Genomic DNA, 20,873 nt, shown 5'->3' on the forward strand with positions numbered 1-20,873 from the left:
CTCAGCAAGAGAACACACGCTCGCGGCGTCAGCGCCCATCGTTGCCATGTCCCAGGAGGGGTCAATGTCTTTCAAAGTCATGATGGTTTTCGGTACTCGTCCGGAGGCCATTAAAATGGCCCCGCTGGCCCGGGTTCTGCGTCAGTGGCCTGACATCCAACTGAACATCTGTTCCACCGGCCAGCATCGGGAGATGCTCACCCAAGTGCTCGACGCCTTTGAACTGACGGTCGACGAAGACCTGCAAGTGATGACCCAAGGCCAAACCATCAACGGCCTCTCGCAGAACCTGCTCGGACAACTCGACCAAGCCTACGAACGCATCAAGCCGGACATCGTGCTGGTGCACGGCGACACCACCACCAGCTTCATCGCCGCCCTCGCCGCGTTCAATCGCCAATTACCGATCGGCCACGTCGAAGCAGGCCTGCGTACCGGCAACCTGCGCGCCCCCTGGCCGGAAGAGGCCAACCGGCGCCTGACCGGAGTGATCGCCGACCTGCATTTCCCGCCGACCTCAAAGACAGCCGCCAATCTGCTGCGCGAAGGCGTGCCCGAGGACAACATCGAGATCACCGGCAATACCGTGATCGATGCCTTGCTGTGGATGCGCGATCACCAGCAACAAACCCACTGGCAGCCCGCCGCCGACTCGCCGCTGGCTGTACTCGATGATGAACGCCGGATGATCCTGATCACCAGCCATCGCCGGGAAAACATCGGAGATGGCTTTCGCAACATCTGTCAGGCGCTGGCCGAACTCGCCGAGCGTTACCCGGACGTCCAGTTCGTCTACCCGGTACACCTCAACCCGCTGGTGCAAGAGGTGGTGTATGGCACGCTCTCGGACAAACCCAACATTTACCTGATCGCCCCGCAGGACTACCCGAACTTTGTCTGGTTGATGGGTCGGGCGCATTTCATCCTCACCGATTCCGGTGGTGTGCAGGAAGAAGCGCCAGCCATCGGCAAACCGTTGCTGGTGCTACGCGATGTGACCGAACGGCCGTCGGTGCTTGAAAGCGGCACCATGCTGCTGGTGGGAACCGACAAGTCCCGTATCGTCAAGGAGGCCAGCCAACTGCTGGACGACGAGGACACCTACACCCGCATGAGCCGCGTGCACTTTCCTTATGGCGACGGCCACGCCAGTGAACTGATTGCCACCCGCCTCCACGCCTGGCTGAGCGCTCTCTCGGCAGCGGGTACCGACGTATGAGTCTGGGTTGGGTCGACTTCTTTGCGTATGTGCTGTTTGCTCTCAAATATGTGGCGATTGGCCTCGCCCTGTTGATGTTCATCCTTGGTCTGGATGACCTGTTCATCGACCTGGTCTACTGGTTCCGCAAGCTGATCCGGCGCTGGCGGATCTACGAAAAATTCGAGCGCGCCGACGAAGAGCGGCTCTATACCATTCCCGAAAAGCCCCTGGCAATCATGGTGCCGGCGTGGAATGAAGTCGGTGTGGTCGGCGAAATGGCACGTCTGGCCGCCTCGACCATCGATTACGAGAATTATCAGATTTTCGTTGGCACCTACCCCAACGACGCCGAAACCCAGGCCGACGTCGACGCGGTCTGCCAGCACTACCCCAACGTGCACAAAGTGGTCTGCGCCCGCCCCGGCCCGACCAGCAAGGCCGACTGCCTGAACAACATCATTGACGCGATCCTGCGCTTTGAAAACGAGGCGAAGATCCAGTTCGCCGGCTTCATCCTGCACGATGCCGAAGACGTGATTTCGCCGATGGAATTGCGCCTGTTCAACTATCTGCTGCCGAACAAGGACCTGATTCAGATCCCGGTTTACCCCTACGCCCCAGAATGGAAAGGTTTTACCGCCGGACACTATGTCGACGAGTTCGCCGAGAACCACGGCAAGGATGTCATCGTGCGCGAAGCGCTGACCGGCCAGGTGCCGAGCGCCGGGGTCGGCACCTGTTTCAGTCGCAAGGCGATCAGCGCCCTGCTTGAAGACGGCGACGGCATCGCCTTCGATGTGCAGAGTCTCACCGAGGACTACGACATCGGTTTCCGCCTCAAGCAAAAAGGCATGAAGTGCATCTTTGCCCGTTATTCGGTCAGCGATCCGAAACTGGCACTGGACCAACCATGGGTGCTGGGGATGAACCGCGAGTTCTCCCAGGTGATCTGCGTGCGCGAGCATTTTCCTCGCGACCTGCAACACGCCATTCGGCAGAAATCGCGCTGGATCGTCGGCATCGTCTTTCAGGGCACCAAGAACCTCGGCTGGAGCCGCAAGGGCCTGCTCAACTACTTCCTGTGGCGTGACCGTCGCGGGCTGATCGCCTACATGTTGAGTTTTCTGGTCAACCTGCTGTTCGTGGTGCTGATCGCGATGTGGCTGATTACGGTGATTTCGCCCGACTCGTGGCGCTATCCATCGATTCTCTCCGACAGCTCGCTGCTCTCGGTATTGCTCTGGCTCAACGGCTTCATGCTGCTCAACCGGCTGTTTCAGCGCGGTTGGTTCGTTACCCGTTATTACGGGCTGGTCGAGGGCCTGCTCTCGGCACCGCGGATGATGTGGAGCAACTTCGTCAATTTCTTCGCCAACCTGCGCGCATTGCGTCAGGTCATGGAGATGGGCGATTCGCGGCGCGTAGCCTGGGACAAGACAACCCACGAATTTCCGGCATTGACCAAGGCCCAACGCACGCCGCTGGGCCATCGACTGGTGGAAAAAGGCCTGCTCAATGAAGAACAACTGGACGCCGCGATCACCAGTCCAGTGCGTCGCCGTCTGGGCCGCGAGCTGCTGTTGCGTGACTACATCAACAGCACCCAACTGGTACAGGAACTGGCCGAACAACTGGAGCTGGAATGGGCCCCGCTCAATCCATTCAAGCTCGACCCGCGCCTGATCGACGCCGTACCGCGCCGGGTTGCGAGCCACTACGGCGTGCTGCCGGTCGCCGAGGAAGGCGAGACTCTGGTGCTGGCCTCCGAAGGCCCCGTCAGCCAGGTTTCGCTCGGCGCAATCAGTCGCCAGTTGAAACGCCCAGTGCGCTGTCGCCTGGCACCACAGGGTCGCGTGACGTTGGGGATTCGCTACTGGTACGCCAGCCCCCGGCAAAATGAGGAAGTGCGTCACATGCTGCAAGTGCTTGAGCGCCATCAGGACGACGAAGCCCTGCTGGAACGTGTCAGCCGCCATCAGGTGTTGCTCGGTAATCTATTGCAGGTGCGCGGCATGGTGCCTCCGACCCTGTTCAATCAGGCGCTGATCGACTTCGACGCGGACAAGATGTCCCTCGGCGAACATCTGATTTCCCGCGGCATGATCACTGAGCAAGTGCTCCAGCAAGCCCTGGCCGATCAGGCCAGTGAACAACAAGCGGCTTACCGCATCGTCCGGGAGGTCGCATGAAACCTGTCCATCGCCACACTTTGTTAATGGGTGGCCTGTTGCTCGGCCTGAGCAGCGCCTACCCGCTGCACGCCGCGCCGCTGAGCGACTTTGAACAGTTCCGCAGCTATCCCTACATGGATCGCAGCTACCGCGAAGCCAAAAAAGACAACTGGAAAGAAGTCGAACGGCTGATGCGCCACCTGCTGGAAAAGGTTCCGAAGAACGACGAAGCGCGGGCGTTGCTGGTGGAATCGCTGGCTAAACAGCGGCGTTACAAGGACGCCGTCGAAGCCTTGCCGGCCAATGACAGCGAAGCGACGCTGGACTTGCGTCTGACCTGGATCGAACAGGATCCGCCGAGCAGCACTCAGGTCGAACGATGGATGGCGACCAGCGACCTCAATGACCGCGTGCGCCTGTGGCAGGCCTACAGCCTGAGCCTGGCCAAATTCGGCGGCGCGGCCAAGGCCTACGACTGGCTGGCGCAACTGGCGCCCAAGGGCGACGACAACATTTTGCGTCTGGCCCGCGCCAACTGGTCCGAGCAACTGCGCGACTGGAGCGGCACCATCGAGCAACTGGCGCCGCTCGCGGCGCGCAAGCAACTGGATGTCGAGGGTTGGCAACGTCTGGCCAACGCATATGTGCAGCGACTGGACGAAAAACCGCTGCAACAACTGCTGCAACAGGCCCCAAGTGCTGCAGCCGCGCGCAAGGTGCGTCTGGCGATGGTCGATCGCGCCATCGCCATGGGCCACGATCAACAGGCGCAGCGCTGGCTGCAGTCACTGCCTGCCGAAGACCTGGCGGATCCGGCGCAACGCCAGCGGCTGTGGGAACTGGCACGCCAGACCGACGATGTGCCAAGCGTTCAACGCCTGAGCAACGACCTGCAGCGCCCCTGTCTGGAAACCGTCGACTGGTTGTCGCGTCACGACCCGGAAGCAGCACTGACACAATTGCGCAGTTGCCAGCCAAGCGATGATCCACAAGCATGGCTGGTGCTCGCCCAGCGCCTGCAAGCCACCGATCTGCTGCAAAGTACAACCCTGCCGCAACCGTGGGAGAACCGGCGACAGGCGCAACTGCTCGATGTCTGGCAGGAACAGGGCCAGAGCAGCAAGGTCATGGTCTGGCTCGCCGGGCAGCAACAGACCCCGGCAGTGGTCAAACGCCGCGCACTACTCGCCCAAACCATGGGGCGCCGCACCGAGGAACAAACACTGTGGGAATACCACTACCGTCAGACCGGCGATCTGGTGTCGCTGAACCAGGCCAGTTTCCTCGCACTCGACAGCGGTGATCGTGCCCACGCGCAACAGTTGCTGGAAGACGCTTATGACCGCTTCAGTGGACGCCTGCCGGGCAACGCGCTGCAACGTCTGGCCGGAATCTACGCATCATCCAAAGAGACCACACCCGCACAACAGCAGCGGATGGCATCACTGATCCGTCATATCGACGGTGCCACTCGCGGCCAATTGCTTGCGCAACTGGCGGAAAACGGTCAGTGCGATGCCGTGCAGCAAGCACTTGGCAATCACCCGCAAGCCGCTGGCGATTATCGTGCCCTCGGCCGCTGCGCCATGCCGGATCGCCCCGGTGAAGCGGTGGTTTATTACCAGCAGGCGGAAAAACTCGGTGACCGCAGCAGCCGTTTGCCGCTGGCCTACGCGCTGGAAGCTGCGGGCGACTCCGCAAGCGCCTTGGCGATATGGCGCAGCATTCCCGCCGCCGAACTCAGCGACAACGCCCGTCTGACCGCCAGCCGTAGCGCGCTGAATGCCGGTGACAGCCAGGCTGCCGAGGGTTACTGGCAACAAAGCAGGACTCGTGGTGCCAACGAATGGGCACTCGGCGCAGCGATTGCCGATGCCCGAGGCGACCACGCCCAGGCCTTGCAGCGCCAGCGTCAGGCGTTGCAGCAAGCGCCGGATGCCGGGCACTTCTATGCCGCGTCCGTCACCGCACAAAAGGCCGGCGACCTGGCGCAAAGCAATGCGTGGCTGGCGGAAGCGGTACGCCGCGAACCGAACAACCCGCGTTACCGCGCCGATTACGGTATGCGCCTGTCCGGCGCGCCGACTCGCGAAGAACGCGCCCGGGCGATTCCGTACCTGCAGCATGCCACTCGGGACTTCCCCGAGGATTACCGTCTTGGCGAAACCCTTGCCTGGCGCTATGACGAAGTCGAAGACAGCGCCTCGGCACGCAAGGAACTGCGTCGGGTCATTGATCTGGAGCAGAATCCTGTGGCCGCCGACGACGAAGACGGCAGCATGGAATCCCGGCGCTACCGCCAGCGTCGCGCCCACGAAACCCTGTCGCGTCGTGACAGCTTCACCCTCGCCAGCACCTGGTCGCCTGCGGGGGTATCGACCAACGATTTCCTGCGCGACGACAACAGCAAAGGTACACGCCGCAGTGCCAGCTCGCAGAACGTGCAAGTGGCGATGTGGGACCACGCGCTGGGCGAAGAACCGAGCCGCGCGGGCAGCACGCTGTCAGTCTACGGGCGGGTTCTGCTCGGTGGTCAGAGTCGCTCCAGCTACGCTGAATCCGCTGCGGCGGGCGTCGGTCTGCGCTACAAGCCTTGGGGTACGCAAAACATCAACCTCTACGCTGAAATCTACAAACAGAGCCAGTTTGATGAGCAGGACAATCACGGCCTGAGCCTTGGGCAGATGATCAATCCGCACAAGCTCTCGGATCAGCTCGACGATCATCGCCAGGACGGCCACACCACCACCGACTACCTGTTGCGCGCCACAGCTTCGTTCCTCGATCAGGGCCAGTACCGCAACGACTGGCGCGTCGATGAAAGCGACTGGGATGAGCGTTTTCTATACCTGGATGCCGCGTGGTGGACCAAGGCTGGCGATCACCAGTGGCTGTCGCGTTTCCAGCAAGGGCATGCGTGGAAGCTGCCGTCCAACGCCGCACAGACGATCATGCCGTATGGCTTTCTCGAATTCGCCAGTCAGGACCCGAGCAACGACTGGCGTCAGGATCTGCGCACCGGGGTCGGCCTGCGCTGGCAGTGGTGGTATGACGATGATCGCTACAACGCTTACCGCTCGAAACTGACGGTGCGCACCGAGTACCAGCAATCGCTGGGCGGCAATCTGTATGACGGTGGCAACGGTGTGTTGCTGGGCGTGGAGTGGAATTTCTGATGGCGCGCTGGATGATGTTTTTCTTTCTGCTGCTTGGCGCAGTCTTTGTGCGTGCCGACGAGCGCGTGTTTTACCAACCGCTGAATGTCGATGCCAGCCTCAGTCAGGCTCAGTGGCAGCAAATCTGGCGAGACACGGCGCGTCAGGGTGCCCGCAGCGTGATCGTGCAGTGGACAGCCTATGGTGATTCGGACTTTGGCGGTGCCAGTGGCTGGCTGGCCAACAGCCTGAAGCTGGCGCAACAACAAGGCTTGCAACTGGTGCTCGGGTTGAAGATGGATCCGGGCTACTACCAGCGCATCGACGAGCTCGACAGTGCTGGCCTCGGCACCTACTGGCAGGCACAGTTGGGCCAGTCATTGGCGCAACAGCAAAAATTGCGCAAGGACTGGAAGCTGCCGGTCAGTGGCTGGTATCTGCCACTGGAGCTGGACGACTTGCACTTCCTGGCGACCGATCGCCGAGCCACATTGCAACGCCAGCTCAAGGATTTCGCCAGCAAGCTCGATGCGCCGTTGCACATCAGTGCATTCAGCGCCGGCAAACTCGCGCCGGGGGTGAACGGGCAATGGCTGGGCGAACTGAGCGCCGCCGGGATTCAGGTGTGGTGGCAGGATGGCGCCGGTACCAAGAAACTGTCACCGGTGGTACGCAGCGGCTATGCCAGCGCACTGCCCTGCTCCGTGGGCATCGTGCGCGAGGCATTTCGGCAGGTCAGTGCCGAGGGACAGGCCTTTCGTGCCGAACCTGCGTCGCCCGATGCGACTTCCACAGGCTGCCACGCCAGCGCGGTATTTTCCCTTCGTTACCGCCCATGGGGCCGGGTGATCCTCGACAACCAGCGCAAACAGCAAAGCAGCAATGTACAAACTCATTGAAGAGCAGGTACTGAAAAAAACCGCGCCCGCCGAGTTGCGGGCCGAGTTCATCCAGCATGAATTCGAACGGCTGCACACGTTCAGCCTGCTGATCTACGCCGCCAGTATTGCCATCTGGCTGGTGTTCGATCTGGTCGTCAGTTTTCTCGGTGAACAAGGCTTCACCTGGCGCTCGATGGCCTTCGTCACGTTCTTTGCAACGCTGACTGTGGTGCTGGGCTTCACCCGCAAGGCCCGGCATTTTGACGTGATCACGCTGCTGTTCGTACTCGGCCTTACCGTGGGCGTGCGATTGATTGTCACCGGTATCCCGCCTGCCGTTCATAGCTCCTGGCTGGTGCTCGCTGCGGCCAGCATGCTGTATAGCGTCTCGGTGCTGCCATTGAGTCGCTGGGCATTCTTTGCGACGCAGGTGATCATCTGGCTAGTCCTCAACCCGTTCATCAACACCCCCACTACCCTGATTGAGCTGCGTGGCGTGATGACTGCTTGCTACAGCGTGTTTCTCTGCTCGTTGACAATCTACACCTTTCTCAAATTGCGTGAGGCCAAGCTCTACAATTACATCATGTCCCGGCTGCTGCTGGATCAGGCCTATAACGACACGCTGACCGAAATCCCCAACCGTCGATCGTTCATGACCGTCGCGCAAAAACACCTGCAAGCGGTGCCTCGTGCGCACAACCATTACCTGGCGATGATCGATATCGACAACTTCAAGAAAGTGAATGATGTGTACGGTCACGACATCGGTGATGAAGTGCTGAAACGCGTGGCAGCCGATATCAAGACAGTAATGGTGCACCACGATTTCGCACGTCTGGGCGGCGAAGAGTTTGCGATTTACCTGACGGGTGTGCGCCGCGAGGATGTCGAGGCGCTGGCTGGCGAGTTGTGCCGGGTGGTTCGCGAGCAACCGACACAGCACCCGGTCACGATCAGCATGGGTGTGGCTCGGGTGGAAGATGGCGACACACTTAATCAGGCGTTGATCAAGGCGGATGACGCGTTGTATGAGTCAAAGCATACGGGCAAGGATCGCTTCACTTTTCATCAGTGATTTTGTGGCGCAGGACAGATTGCATTCGCGAGCAGGCTCGCTCCCACTCTGGAACACATTCCACAGTGGGAGCGAGCCTGCTCGCGAAAGGAGCGCCCAAGGATTACACGATTTCACGCACCAATAACACCCGCGTCACCCGTCGCTCTTCCACGGCCACCACGGTCATTTGCCAGCCTTCGTACTGCAGCCGGTCGCCCTTCATCGGCAAGCGATCCAGCAGGCTCATCACCAGTCCGGCCAGGGTCTGATAGTCCTCGGTCGGTTCGGCGCCAAATCCGGTGCGCTGGCGAACACGGGTCAGGTTCAGTGCGCCGCTGACGACGAACCCGCCCTGCTCCTCGATCACGTCCGGGCCTTCGATTTCGCTGGCATCGGGCAGTTCGCCGGCAATCGATTCGAGGATGTCGGTCATGGTCAACACGCCGACGAAGTCACCAAATTCGTTGACCACGAAGGCGATGTGGGTCGACGCCGCGCGCATCTGTTCCAGCGCATTAAGGATCGAATAGCTGTCGAGCAGGTTGATGGTCTTGCGCGCCAGGTGCTCCAGATTCGGCTCGGTACCGGCCAGGTATTCCTTGAGCAGTTCCTTCTTGTGCACGAAGCCCAGCGGCTCATCCACCGCGCCGTGGCGAATCAGCGGCAGACGTGAATACGACGAGTGCATCAATTTTGTGCGAATCGTTTCGACGTCGTCGGCCAGATCGATGGTGTCGACATCGGCACGTACGGTCATCAGGTTCCGAATCGGCCTCTCGGCCAGTTGCAGCACACCACTGATCATCACTCGCTCGCGGCGATCGAACAGCTCCGCACTCGGGGATTCGCCGTCATCCAGCAGATCGGAAATTTCCTCGCCGACCTCCTCCGCCTCCAGCTTGCGCCCGCCCAGCAGACGCATTACCGCGTGGGCCGTGCGCTCACGTATGGGACGCAAGCCTTGCATCGAACGTTTGCGTCGGGCCCGGGCGATCTGGTTGAACACCTCGATCAGGATCGAGAAACCAATCGCCGCATACAGATAGCCTTTCGGGATGTGGAAACCCAGGCCTTCGGCCGTCAGGGCGAAACCGATCATCATCAGGAAGCCCAGACACAGCATGATCACCGTCGGGTGCGCATTGACGAAGCGGGTCAGCGGCTTGCTGGCGACGATCATCAGGCCGATGGAAATGATCACCGCGATCATCATCACCGCCAGTTCATCGACCATGCCGACTGCGGTGATTACCGCGTCCAGCGAGAACACCGCGTCGAGCACCACGATCTGCGCGACGATTGGCCAGAACAGCGCGTAAGCGGCGTTGGTCGAACGCTGGCCGACGTGGCCTTCGAGTCGTTCGTGCAACTCCATCGTCGCCTTGAACAGCAGGAACACACCACCGAACAGCATGATCAGGTCACGACCGGAGAAGCTCTTGCCGAACACCTCGAACAACGGCTGCGTGAGGGTCACCAGCCAGGAAATACTCGCCAACAGGCCCAGGCGCATGATCAGCGCCAGCGACAGGCCGATGATCCGCGCACGATCGCGCTGATGCGGCGGCAGTTTGTCTGCCAGGATCGCGATGAACACCAGGTTGTCGATACCCAGCACCAGTTCCAGCACGATCAAAGTCAACAAGCCTAACCAGGCCGTGGGATCCGCTAACCATTCCATAAAATGTCTCGATCTCTCTTCAGTGAATTCAGGCTGCCGGACACGGCAAAGTGCAACGCGAAGGCTCTGAAGCCGCGTTGTCAACGATAGACGGGAGTCGGAAAACCGGATACTGCGAGTACGTCAAGACCGCGCCATGGCGCGTGGAGAAGGTACGACTGGGAGGCTCCAAGAGGGTGTTCATGCAAATCCTGAATGAAAAATGGCCTTGGAGCGTACAGGCTCAAGGCACATTTTCTACAGCGGCAAATCATTTCAAAATCTGTATCAACAGCCCACTGCCCCCTGTAGGAGCTGCCGCAGGCTGCGATCTTTTGACTTTGTTTTTTCAAGGTCAAGATCAAAAGATCGCAGCCTTCGGCGGCTCCTACAGTGGCTGTCATCGTCCGGCAAAGCGCAACCGCGACAGCTGGCGCAAATCCCCCTCCACGTAATAATCGTGGGTCCAGCTGTCATCCACCGCCAGCGGACTCACCTGCTTGAGCTCGAGTTTTTTCGCAAAATAGCGAAAGCGGTAATGCTCATAAAACCGCAGCAATTCCAGGCCATAGCGATCCGCCAGATCAGTATCGCCGCGAATGATCAGGTAATTTTCGTCATTGCCGTTGCTGGCCGAGGTGCTGAGGTTGTGGCTGCCGCTGATGATGGTCGGCGCATCGGTGGTGAAGTCGGTGACGACCGCTTTGGTGTGCACCAGCAGGTTGCCCTTCTGGCCTTTCATGTTTTCTTTCAGCCAGCCTTCCAGCCCGGTGTTGAGTAATGCTGTGGCAGCGAATTCGGCGGTGCGGTCGGCATGAAATCCGGTGATGCTGCTCGCGGTATTTTGCAGGCCGTAACGCAGGATGTCGTCGTGCGGTTTGCCGAGCAGCGCGTTGAGGATCGCGTCCGGCAAGGTGAACGCGGTGACGAACAGCACGTCCTTCCTGGCCGCCTCGATGATCTCGACAAACTCACGCAAATCGCCACCACCGCTGCGTGGCGAGAACCCGGCGAACAGCGCCTGTGTCGGGTCCATCGGGTTGTGTTCGGTGATCCAGTTGCGCGTCGCAGCGACGTCGGCGGGGTTGGCCCAGACCTCTTCGAACACTCGCAAATACCGCGCGGCAATCGTCACGTCGTCGAGCGTATGCACCACGTTTGCCTGGCGATACACGCCATTGGCGGTGAAATTGGTGCTACCGCACAGCACCGCCTGCGGTTGCCGTTGACCAGCGCCATCGACGCGGCTGAGAACAATGAATTTGTCGTGAAAGATGTTATGGGTGACCCGGCCGCGCTTGTTCGCCATCGGCAATTTGGCAAGGTTCGTTTCGTTCAGGGTGGTATCGGGATCATCAGGTTGCGCGTGATACAGCACGCGCACCTGAACCCCACGGGCAAATGCCGCATTTACAGCGTCGATGATCGCCTGCAACTGATACTCGTAGATCGCGATGTCCAGCGCCCACTGCGCGTCCACCGCACGTTCGATAAAGCCCAGTAATCGCTCCAGCAGCCCGTTCTCCAGCCACAGGCGCGCCGCGTCGGGCCAGGCTTCGATGGGCAGGTTCTTGTTGGCGCTGATCTGCGCGTCGAGGTCGGGAAATTTGCGCTGGAAGGCCTGACTGGCGGCCACCGCGCGGTTGAAGATCACGCTTTGGTTGGCCGGATGACCATCGTCACTGGTGATGCTCAGCTCCAGTGATTCGCCCAGTAGCGGTGCATCCGCCGTGCCGTAGGCCAGATGCACGCGATAGTGCATTGTTGTCCCCGGATCCACCGCGTAATCGGCCCAGCGGAATTTCTGCAAAGGGGCCTTATCGCTGGGCGTGGCGTGATACTGGGGGAAAGTGTGAGCCTTGCCGGGAAACGTCAGGCTGTTGAACAGGAACAACCACGGCTTGTCACCCTGCTGCTTCTCGATGGCGAAGCCGAGCAGGCCTTTGCGTCGGGGCTCGGCGAGGTCCATGGCGAGCAACACGCCGTTGGTGCCGGCGTAGGCTTTGACGCGAAAATCGTCCTGAGGATTGGCGACCAGTACCCGCATGATTCACTCCTTGTGATTGGGCTGGGGTGGAGCATAGAGCAGCGCTGCAAGTTTTGATGATATCCGTTTGAACCGAGGTGGCCTCTTCGCGAGCAAGCTCGCTCCCACAGGTAAAGCAGCGTTCACATTCCTTGTGGGAGCGAGCCTGCTCGCGAAGAGGCCCGCTCAGACTTCACACATCATCGATATGCCGATATTCCGCACTCAGCGCCGCCGCTAATTCCCGCGCCCGTGCCAATCGGATGGGCCCGCGCTCAATGTCGATCAACAATCCCGGACACTCCAGCGGCGGCATCGACGGTAAGGCTTTCAAACGCCCATCCGTGACCACCAGCAAGCGCTGCTGCTCGGCCGGGAAGCGCTTTTGTCGCTGCACCAGCCATTGCTGTGCCTGCGTCAACGCCGCCACCAACGGCGTGCCGCCGCCCGCCCCCAACGCCTCCAGCCAGGTGCGTAAGCCACTCGATGCCTTCAGACCTTGCACCTGCCATTTTGGCGCGCTGCCGCTGGCGGTCAGCAAGGCAAGTCGCGCGCGCTGCCGATAAGCATCATCGAACAATTGCGCGAGCAGGCCCTTGGCATCGCTCAGCGCCTGATGCCGACGCGTCGATGCCGAGGCGTCGACGATCACCAGCCACAATTCATGGGCAGAACGAGTGCGCAGCTGGAACTGCAAATCGGCGCGGGTCTGCGGCCGACCGTTAAGCAACGTACCCGGCCAGTTCACCAGGCCGCTGCGCGCGGCGTGGCGCTTACCCTGGCGTCCCTGGTCGAGGCGTCCGGCGCGGGGTCTGGCATTCGCCCCCGCGTCGGATCGGGGACGAATGCCGGTTACTTTTTTGGCCAGCTCGGCACTTCGCGGCGAGCGCCAGTGGCCAGTGCCGGGGCGGGCATATCACCCCACTGCCCCTGCCCCTCGCCTGGTTCAGCCTGGGATTTGGCCGGGCTCTGCGCGGGCGATTGCGGACTCGACGAAGAAGGTTCGCGACGCCGATGCCGCAGGGCAAATTCCGCCACAGCATCGATGTCCTGCTCGGCAATCGCTGCCGCGCCGCGCCATGCCGCGTGCGCACGGGCCGCCCGCAGCCAGACCAGATCGGCACGCAAGCCATCGACGCCCGCCGCAAAACAACGCTCGGTGATGTTTGCCAACGCGTCGTCGTCCAGCGCAATGCTCGCCAAGGCGATGCGCGCCTGTTCACAGCGTTCGCGCAGCGCTTGCTGCCGGGCTTCCCACTGCGCGCAGAACGCCTGTGGATCGCTGTCGAAATCCAGGCGGCGGCGGATGATCTGCCCGCGTTCGTTTGGCGCGGTGTGGCCGCTGAGAGCGACGTTCAGGCCGAAACGGTCAAGCAGTTGCGGACGCAGTTCGCCCTCTTCCGGGTTCATCGTGCCGATCAATACAAATCGCGCCGAATGCCGATGGGAAATACCGTCGCGCTCGATCAGGTTGGTGCCACTGGCTGCCACATCGAGCAGCAGATCCACCAGATGATCGGGCAGCAGGTTCACCTCATCGACGTACAGCACACCGCCGTCAGCCTTGGCCAAAACCCCGGGAGAAAACTGCGCCCGTCCGTCACTCAGCGCGGCGTCGAGATCGAGGGTGCCGACCAGACGTTCTTCGGTGGCACCCAATGGCAGCGTGACGAATTGACCGCTGGCGAGCAGATCGGCCAAGCCACGGGCCAGGGTCGATTTGGCCATGCCGCGCGGGCCCTCAATCAGCACGCCACCGATTTTCGGGTCGATGGCGGTGAGGCACAGCGCGAGTTTCAGGTCATCGGCGCCGACCACGGCGGAGAGCGGGAAATGCGGGGTGTCGGTCATCTTCAATACTCGGTCATGGTCGGTGTGAATTCATTTCAATGTAGGAGTGAGCCTGCTCGCGATAGTGGTGGGTCAGCGACAAATAGGTTGGCTGATACACCGCTATCGCGAGCAGGCTCACTCCTACAAAATGTTGTGGTGTGTCAGGTGTCTTCTTCTATATCCAGTAGCAGGTTTTCCAAGGCTTCTTTATACACGCCGGGTTCCTGCCACATCCCGCGCTGCTGCGCTTCCAGCATCCGCTCGGTCATGTCGCGCAGGGCATGCGGATTGTGCTCGCGGACAAAATCGCGGGTCGCCGGATCGAGCAGATAGGCTTCCGCCAGCAACGCGTACTGATGATCGTCGATCAGTTGCGTGGTGGCGTCGAAAGCGAACAGGTTATCGACTGTCGCCGCCAGTTCGAACGCGCCTTTATAGCCGTGACGCTTGACCCCGTCGATCCATTTCGGATTAGCCGCCCGCGAGCGGATCACCCGGTTCAGTTCTTCTTTCAGGGTACGGATTCTCGGCAGATCCGGCTGGCTGTGATCACCGTGATAACTCGCCGCCGCTTCGCCGCGCAGGGTTTCCACCGCCGCGAGCATGCCGCCCTGAAACTGGTAATAGTCGTTGGAATCGAGCAAATCGTGCTCGCGATTGTCCTGGTTCTGTAGCACCGCTTGCACCTGACTCAGACGCTGGACGAACTGTTCACGAGCGGCGGTGCCCTCGTCCGCCCCGCCGTAAGCGTAAGCGCCCCAATTCAGATAGACCTCGGCCAGATCCTCGCGACTCTGCCACAAGCGACTGTCGATCGCGCCCTGTACGCCTGCGCCATAGGCACCGGGTTTGGCGCCGAAGATCCGCCAGCCGGCCTGACGCCGCGCCGCGTCGGCATCCAGCCCCGATTGCAACAGCGCCTCGCGCTCGGCACGCACCTTCGCCGCCAGCGGGTTGAGGTCATCCGGTTCGTCCAGCGCCGCCACCGCTTGCACGGCAGCGTCGAACAGACGAATCAGGTTGGCAAAGGCATCGCGGAAGAAGCCCGAGACCCGCAGCGTGACATCGACCCGTGGCCGATCGAGCAGGCTCAGCGGCAGAATCTCGAAATCATCGACGCGCTGACTGCCGGTGGCCCACACCGGACGCACGCCCATCAGCGCCATGGCCTGCGCGATGTCGTCACCGCCGGTGCGCATGGTCGCCGTGCCCCACACCGATAAACCGAGCTGGCGCAGGTGATCGCCGTGATCTTGCAGGTGCCGCTCGAGAATCAGCGTGGCGGACTGGAATCCGATGCGCCACGCGGTGGTGGTCGGCAGATTACGTACGTCCACCGAATAGAAGTTGCGCCCGGTGGGCAACACGTCGAGACGACCACGACTGGGCGCGCCACTTGGGCCGGCGGGGACGAAGCGGCCGTTGAGGGCGTCGAGCAGACCGTGCATTTCGGCGGGGCCGCAGGCGTCGAGGCGTGGGGCGACGACTTCGCGCAGGTTTTCAATGATTGCCCTCACTTCAGCCCCCCTCGGTTCCTGTAGGAGTGAGCCTGCTCGCGATGGCGTCAGGTCAGGCAATTCAGTGTTGAATAACACACCGCTATCGCGAGCAGGCTCACTCCTACAAGGGGCGTGCACTGTTTGGGAGATCAGTTGGGTGGCGAATAGCTCAAGGCGTTCGCGGGTATCGCCGGCAGTTCGCCAGATTTCGTCGCTGACGCTTTGCAGCTCTGGCGGACGCGGGCCGCTCCACGGATCGGCAAGCACACAATCCAGCGGATCAAAGCCCAACTCAAACGCCTTGGCCAACGCCCGCAGCAGACTCGACTGCGCACCCTTGCCGTCGCCACGCGGGATACGCAGTAACGCCAGTAGCGTGTCGATGCGCAAACGTCCGGTCGGCGACTCGCCGAATATGTGCAGGCCATCGCGGATCTGCGATTCCTTCAGGTCACAGAGGTAGGTGTCCAGACGCGGCAGCCAGATCGCTGCGTCGGCGTCGCTGTCCAGACCGGCGTCGAATTGCAGTTCGCGGTCGATCTGCGTTTCGCGCACCAGTTGCAGAATGTCGCGCTGCAGCTCGCGGGCGCGACGCGGATCGAGCAGTTGCGCCTCGTAATATTCGTCGGCCAGCAATTCCAGATTGCGCAGCGGGCCGTAGGTTTCGGCGCGGGTCAGCGGCGGCATCAAGTGGTCGATGATCACCGCTTGCGTGCGCCGCTTGGCCTGGGCGCCCTCGCCCGGGTCGTTGACGATAAACGGATAAATGTTCGGCAGCGGCCCGAGCAATGCGTCGGGCCAGCAATTTTCCGAAAGGCCGACGCCCTTACCCGGCAGCCATTCGAGGTTGCCGTGCTTGCCGACGTGAATCACCGCGTGCGCACCGTAGGTGTTGCGCAGCCAGAAATAGAACGCCAGATAGCCGTGCGGCGGCACCAGATCCGGGTCGTGGTACACCGCACTCGGATCGACCTGATAACCGCGCGCCGGTTGAATGCCGACGAAGGTCAGGCCAAAACGCAGACCGGCGATCATCATCCGTCCGTCACGGCACATCGGATCGTTTTGCGGCGCGCCCCAGCGTTCCAGCACTGCCGCGCGATTGGCTTGCGGCAGCGCGTTGAACATCGCCAGATAGGCGTCCATCGCCAGGCTTTGCTGGCACGGACGCAGGTCGATGCTGTCGAGGTCGTTGCTGACGCCGCCGAGCAATTGCTGGATCAGTTCGGTGCCGCTGTCCGGCAACTGCGCCGTCAGCGGGAAGCCTTCCGCCTGCAACGCGCGCAGGATATTCAATGCCGCCGCCGGCGTGTCCAGACCGACGCCATTGCCGATTCGACCATCGCGGGTCGGGTAGTTGGCGAGGATCAGCGCAATACGTTTTTCAGCGTTCGGCAGCCGCGCCAGATCGCTCCAGCGTCGGGCCAGTTCAGCGACAAAATCCATGCGTTCGGGTTGCGCCCGATAGCAGACCACGTCGGACTGACTGCGCTCGCTGCGCCAGGCCAGATCCTTGAAGCTGATCGGCCGGCTGATGATGCGTCCATCAAGTTCCGGCAAGGCGATGTGCATCGCCAGATCCCGTGGCCCGAGGCCCTGCTCGCTGTCGCGCCAGCCCGGTTCGTTGTCCTGAGCGCAGATCGCCTGAATCACCGGAATATTGCGCCGGAACGGCCGCAGATGCGGGGCTTCTGGACTGGACTGCGCGAACCCGGTGGTGTTGAGAATCACCGCCGCCTCCACCTCATCCAGCCAGTCCTCGACCACCGACAGGCAGCCGGGTTCTTTCAGGCTGGCGACCGCGATCGGCAACGGATTGAGCCCCGCCGCCTGCAAGCGCTGGCAAAACACGTCAATGAACGCGGTGTTCGCCGCTTGCAAATGCGAGCGATAAAACAACAACGCCGCGACCGGTTGACCGGGCAGCCATTCGGCTTGCCAGTCGCTCAGTGCGGCGGTGTTTTTCTGTGGCTGGTAAATCGCCGTACGCGGCAGTGCTTGCGGCTCGCCCCAGGCGTAGTCGCGCGCCAGCCAGCGGTTGGCCAGGCAATGGAAGAAGTCCAGCGCATTGCCCATGCCACCCTGACGCAAGAACTGCCAGAGACGGTCGCGATCTTCGGCGGGCACGGTGCTCAGGTCGCTGAGTTCCGGGTCGGGACGATCATCACCGGGCACCAGAATCACCTGCACCCCGCGCTCAGACAACTCCACCAGACGCTCGACGCCATAACGCCAATAAGCGATGCCGCCGTGCAGCGAAATCAGAATGACCTTGGCGTGACGCAGCACCTCATCGACATACAGATCGACCGAGGCGTGATTCTGCACCTGCATCGGATTGGCCAGGCGCAGGCTCGGGTAATCCTCGGGCAGTTGCTGCGCGGCTTCGGCGAGCAGCGCCAGGCTTGAATCGCCGCTGCACAGGATCACCAGCTCGGCGGGGGTTTGTCCAAGGTCGGCAATGTTGTCATCCGACACGAAACCGCCGGGCTGGGTCCTGAGCAGGTGCATGGCTTAAACGCTGAGCGCGGCGCGCAGTTGCGCTTCGAGTTGCGCAGCGACGAGTTCCTGACCGATCAGCACCAGACGGGTGACGCGCGCTTCGTCAGCGCCCCACTGGCGGTCGAAGTGCTTGTCGAAACGCGTGCCCACGCCCTGAATCAACAGGCGCATCGGCTTGTTCGGAATCGCCGCGAAGCCCTTCACGCGCAGAATGCCGTGCTGCACAACCAGTTGCGTCAGCGCGTCGAGCAGCAGGCTTTCGTCGGCTTGCGGCAGTTCGATCGAGATCGAATCGAAGGCGTCGTGATCGTGGTCATCGTGGTCGTCATCACCGTCGTGGTGGTGATCGTGATGGCTGTGGCGGCTGTCGATATGTTCTTCGGATCCGGCACCGAGGCCGATCAGCACGTCCAGCGGCAGGCGACCGTTGCTGGCTTCGATGATTTTTACTGCTGGTGGCAGTTCTTCGGCGACTTCGGCGCGAACGCGAGCCAGATCTTCTGCGCTGGTCTGGTCGGCCTTGTTGAGGATCACCAGATCGGCGCTGGCCAGTTGGTCGGCGAACAGTTCGTGCAGCGGCGACTCGTGATCCAGGTTCGGGTCGAGTTTGCGCTGGGCATCGACCTGATCCGGGAACGCGGCGAAGGTGCCGGCGGCCACGGCCGGGCTGTCGACCACGGTGATCACCGCGTCAACGGTGCAGGCGCTACGGATTTCCGGCCATTGGAAGGCTTGTACCAGCGGTTTTGGCAGGGCCAGACCGGACGTCTCGATCAGGATGTGATCGAGGTCACCGCGACGGGCGACCAGTTCACGCATCACCGGGAAGAACTCCTCCTGCACCGTGCAGCACAGGCAACCGTTGGCCAGTTCGTAGACGCGGCCAGTGGCTTCTTCTTCGGTGCAGCCGATGGTGCATTGCTTGAGGATCTCACCGTCGATACCCAGCTCGCCGAACTCGTTGACGATCACGGCGATGCGACGGCCCTGAGCGTTGTCGAGCATGTGTCGCAGCAAGGTGGTTTTGCCCGAGCCGAGGAAACCGGTGACGATGGTGACGGGGAGTTTGGCCAATGTTTTCATCGGATGCCCTTTGGCAAGGTGGCGGGCATACGGGACGAGATCCGCTGCGAGCGTGCGCGCGGAAGAATTCGCCACCGGATCACCCCGCCCGGTTGTAGTGAGAAATCTGTGACGAGGCAGGTCTCCTGGCTGACGGTGTTCAGGCCTTGGGCCCGGCGTTCGTTGCGCCTTCCCGCGGGCTCAGTGGATTGAGCTGGCAGTGGCGTGGCAACGAACTTCACCGTTCACAGTTGCGGGGGCAGCCGCGGCTTTGACCGCGTTCCCTTCTTAGCTTCGGCGTGGGCCGAAGAACCTCGAAAGTGCAAGGCTACGCATCGGGTGGTGACCGGTCAATGGTTGGATTGGGGGCATATCCGTTGCTGCGGGTGTTGCTGCTGGCGGTTTCGCTCTTACAGCGAGTCACCTTTTCCAGACGCCGAGTTATAGGTTTTGGGTGGATTGGGGGCTTATCCGTTGCTGCGGGTGTTGCCGCTGGCGGTTTCGCTCTTACAGCGACTCACTTTTCCAGACGCCGAAAAGTAAGCAAAAGGCTTTGCCCCCGGCGTACGGCACTTCGCTTAGGCTCAGTGTTCCCTCGCTACGGTGTCCATCCGGGGGCATCGCCTCCGGTTTGCTTCGCTGCACCTCCTCTCGATGGATGCGGCTCCGCCGCATGGCGCTGCGCGCCTAACCCCCGGATGAACACCTACGCTCGGCCTGCCGAAGGGGCAAAAAATCAAGAGCCACATCAAAAGCCAGAGCCAGAGCCAGAGCCAGAGCCAGAGCCAGATCAAAAGATCGCAGCCTTCGGCAGCTCCTACATGGGACTGGGTGCATTCAGTAAGAGATTGGTCGGCTGTCAGGCCGCCATCGCTGGCAAGCCAGCTCCCACAGAAATCACAGCAGACCGCATCCGCTTTTCACCACTCAACACAATGAGCGTTAGCTCGAGTACCGCTTTTGATCTCAGGGCCCGTCGGCAGGCTGAGTGGAGGGATTGATCCGGGGGTGGGAGCGCAGCGACCGTTTGGCGCAGCCAAACACAGCGAGAGGAGGTGCAGCGAAGCAAACCGTAGGCGCTGCCCCCCGGATGAATCCCGCAGCGAAGGAACCCGAGCCTAGGCGAGGGCCGAACGTCAGGGCATAGACCTTTTGGTTACTTTTGGGGCGTTTGCCAAAAGTGACCCGCCGTAAGGGCGGAACCCTAAGTGGCCGTTACCGCAGCAACGGATCCACCCCCAAAATTGACTAAATTCCCCAATCCATGCTCTCCTACACAACTTGTTACGGGTGCCCTTCACAGGGTGAAACGGGAAACCGGTGAATCATGTGCTTTACTCAAAGCCATGTCAGTCCGGTGCTGCCCCCGCAACGGTAAGCGAGCGAAGCGTCAGATCCACTGTGCCAATGCGGCATGGGAAGGTGACGCTTGCAGGTCGGCCAGACGCCAACCCCTCGTGAGCCCGGAGACCGGCCCGCAACACACAGTGCGCTGTTTGCGTCACTGAACATAACAAACCCGCGGTGGGCGGGCGCTGTTCGAACCTCTGCGTGCCCGACTCGCAGGGGTTTTCATGCGCTCTATATCACCCGCTGACACTCCAGAGGGAAGCGCCATGTCGATCATCAGCAGCACCGGCAGCAACACCGACAAAATCTCCAGCACCGCCACCTTGAGCCAACGCCTGACCGCCGCGATCTTCGCGTCGATTCTGGGTGCCAGCCTTGTGTACTTCGCCGGTTTCTCGCACATCGAAGCGGTGCACAACGCCGCTCACGATACCCGCCACAGCGCCGCGTTCCCGTGCCACTGAGACCTGCCG

At 61.5% G+C, this 20,873-nt stretch carries 12 protein-coding genes and 2 riboswitches; of the genes, 6 read left to right on the forward strand and 6 right to left on the reverse strand.

The window, feature by feature from the left end; all coding sequences use genetic code 11:
- The first annotated feature begins 64 nt into the window (after positions 1 to 64).
- The 5 genes from wecB to JN524_RS02570 are packed head-to-tail and all read left to right on the forward strand — an operon-like array spanning position 65 to position 8,486.
- Positions 65 to 1,219: a non-hydrolyzing UDP-N-acetylglucosamine 2-epimerase gene (gene wecB / locus JN524_RS02550; RefSeq protein ID WP_202368350.1), complete on the forward strand. Its 1,155-nt coding sequence runs from the start codon at positions 65 to 67 to the stop codon at positions 1,217 to 1,219.
- A complete protein-coding gene (gene nfrB, locus JN524_RS02555) occupies positions 1,216 to 3,390 on the forward strand; it encodes a cyclic di-3',5'-guanylate-activated glycosyltransferase NfrB (RefSeq protein ID WP_202368351.1) in 2,175 nt (724 codons plus the stop codon). Before wecB ends, nfrB begins: the two co-directional genes overlap by 4 nt.
- Positions 3,387 to 6,548 carry an NfrA family protein gene (locus JN524_RS02560; RefSeq protein WP_202368352.1) on the forward strand — a complete coding sequence of 1,054 codons (3,162 nt, stop codon included), beginning with the start codon at positions 3,387 to 3,389 and terminating at the stop codon, positions 6,546 to 6,548. Before nfrB ends, JN524_RS02560 begins: the two co-directional genes overlap by 4 nt.
- Positions 6,548 to 7,426 carry a DUF4434 family protein gene (locus JN524_RS02565; protein WP_202368353.1) on the forward strand — a complete coding sequence of 293 codons (879 nt, stop codon included), beginning with the start codon at positions 6,548 to 6,550 and terminating at the stop codon, positions 7,424 to 7,426. Before JN524_RS02560 ends, JN524_RS02565 begins: the two co-directional genes overlap by 1 nt.
- Positions 7,410 to 8,486, forward strand: a complete 1,077-nt coding sequence (locus JN524_RS02570; protein ID WP_202368354.1) for a GGDEF domain-containing protein — start codon at positions 7,410 to 7,412, stop codon at positions 8,484 to 8,486. Before JN524_RS02565 ends, JN524_RS02570 begins: the two co-directional genes overlap by 17 nt.
- A gap of 103 nt (positions 8,487 to 8,589) precedes the next feature.
- Here the strand turns inward: JN524_RS02570 and JN524_RS02575 are convergent, their stop codons facing one another.
- The 6 genes from JN524_RS02575 to cobW all read right to left on the reverse strand — a co-directional run bounded on the left by JN524_RS02575 (position 8,590) and on the right by cobW (position 19,071).
- Positions 8,590 to 10,149 (reverse strand): TerC family protein, encoded by a 1,560-nt coding sequence (locus tag JN524_RS02575; RefSeq protein WP_202368355.1) that lies wholly within the window; start codon positions 10,147 to 10,149, stop codon positions 8,590 to 8,592.
- A gap of 379 nt (positions 10,150 to 10,528) precedes the next feature.
- Positions 10,529 to 12,175, reverse strand: a complete 1,647-nt coding sequence (locus JN524_RS02580) for a phospholipase D-like domain-containing protein (protein WP_202368356.1) — start codon at positions 12,173 to 12,175, stop codon at positions 10,529 to 10,531.
- A gap of 172 nt (positions 12,176 to 12,347) precedes the next feature.
- Positions 12,348 to 13,022: a vWA domain-containing protein gene (locus JN524_RS02585; protein WP_202368573.1), complete on the reverse strand. Its 675-nt coding sequence runs from the start codon at positions 13,020 to 13,022 to the stop codon at positions 12,348 to 12,350.
- On the reverse strand, positions 13,007 to 14,005 hold the full coding sequence (locus tag JN524_RS02590) for an ATP-binding protein (RefSeq protein WP_202368357.1): 999 nt from the start codon (positions 14,003 to 14,005) through the stop codon (positions 13,007 to 13,009). The genes JN524_RS02585 and JN524_RS02590 overlap by 16 nt, the downstream gene beginning before the upstream one ends.
- A gap of 143 nt (positions 14,006 to 14,148) precedes the next feature.
- Positions 14,149 to 17,997 carry a cobaltochelatase subunit CobN gene (gene cobN, locus JN524_RS02595; protein ID WP_202368358.1) on the reverse strand — a complete coding sequence of 1,283 codons (3,849 nt, stop codon included), beginning with the start codon at positions 17,995 to 17,997 and terminating at the stop codon, positions 14,149 to 14,151.
- 3 nt (positions 17,998 to 18,000) lie between these two features.
- The gene (gene cobW / locus JN524_RS02600; RefSeq protein WP_202368359.1) at positions 18,001 to 19,071 is read right to left on the reverse strand and encodes a cobalamin biosynthesis protein CobW; all 1,071 of its coding nucleotides are present in this window, start codon (positions 19,069 to 19,071) and stop codon (positions 18,001 to 18,003) included.
- A gap of 98 nt (positions 19,072 to 19,169) precedes the next feature.
- Positions 19,170 to 19,382: riboswitch (cobalamin riboswitch) on the reverse strand.
- Positions 19,383 to 20,321: 939 nt separating this feature from the next.
- Positions 20,322 to 20,543, forward strand: a riboswitch (cobalamin riboswitch).
- A 123-nt stretch (positions 20,544 to 20,666) separates the two neighbouring features.
- Here cobW and JN524_RS02605 point away from each other — a divergent pair.
- Positions 20,667 to 20,864, forward strand: a complete 198-nt coding sequence (locus tag JN524_RS02605) for a CbtB domain-containing protein (RefSeq protein ID WP_003225486.1) — start codon at positions 20,667 to 20,669, stop codon at positions 20,862 to 20,864.
- Positions 20,865 to 20,873: the final 9 nt, after the last annotated feature.

This window comes from Pseudomonas sp. MWU318, from assembly GCF_016756945.1.
Lineage (GTDB): Bacteria > Pseudomonadota > Gammaproteobacteria > Pseudomonadales > Pseudomonadaceae > Aquipseudomonas > Aquipseudomonas putida_A.

Bases quoted from the DNA above. Each gene is read 5' to 3' on its own strand.
- cobN (WP_202368358.1), bottom strand. From the start codon at position 17,997: ATGCACCTGCTCAGGACCCAGCCCGGCGGTTTCGTGTCGGATGACAAC.
- nfrB (WP_202368351.1), top strand. From the start codon at position 1,216: ATGAGTCTGGGTTGGGTCGACTTCTTTGCGTATGTGCTGTTTGCTCTC.
- JN524_RS02570 (WP_202368354.1), top strand. From the start codon at position 7,410: ATGTACAAACTCATTGAAGAGCAGGTACTGAAAAAAACCGCGCCCGCC.
- JN524_RS02565 (WP_202368353.1), top strand. From the start codon at position 6,548: ATGGCGCGCTGGATGATGTTTTTCTTTCTGCTGCTTGGCGCAGTCTTT.
- JN524_RS02560 (WP_202368352.1), top strand. From the start codon at position 3,387: ATGAAACCTGTCCATCGCCACACTTTGTTAATGGGTGGCCTGTTGCTC.
- JN524_RS02580 (WP_202368356.1), bottom strand. From the start codon at position 12,175: ATGCGGGTACTGGTCGCCAATCCTCAGGACGATTTTCGCGTCAAAGCC.
- cobW (WP_202368359.1), bottom strand. From the start codon at position 19,071: ATGAAAACATTGGCCAAACTCCCCGTCACCATCGTCACCGGTTTCCTC.
- JN524_RS02575 (WP_202368355.1), bottom strand. From the start codon at position 10,149: ATGGAATGGTTAGCGGATCCCACGGCCTGGTTAGGCTTGTTGACTTTG.
- JN524_RS02590 (WP_202368357.1), bottom strand. From the start codon at position 14,005: ATGACCGACACCCCGCATTTCCCGCTCTCCGCCGTGGTCGGCGCCGAT.
- wecB (WP_202368350.1), top strand. From the start codon at position 65: ATGTCTTTCAAAGTCATGATGGTTTTCGGTACTCGTCCGGAGGCCATT.
- JN524_RS02605 (WP_003225486.1), top strand. From the start codon at position 20,667: ATGTCGATCATCAGCAGCACCGGCAGCAACACCGACAAAATCTCCAGC.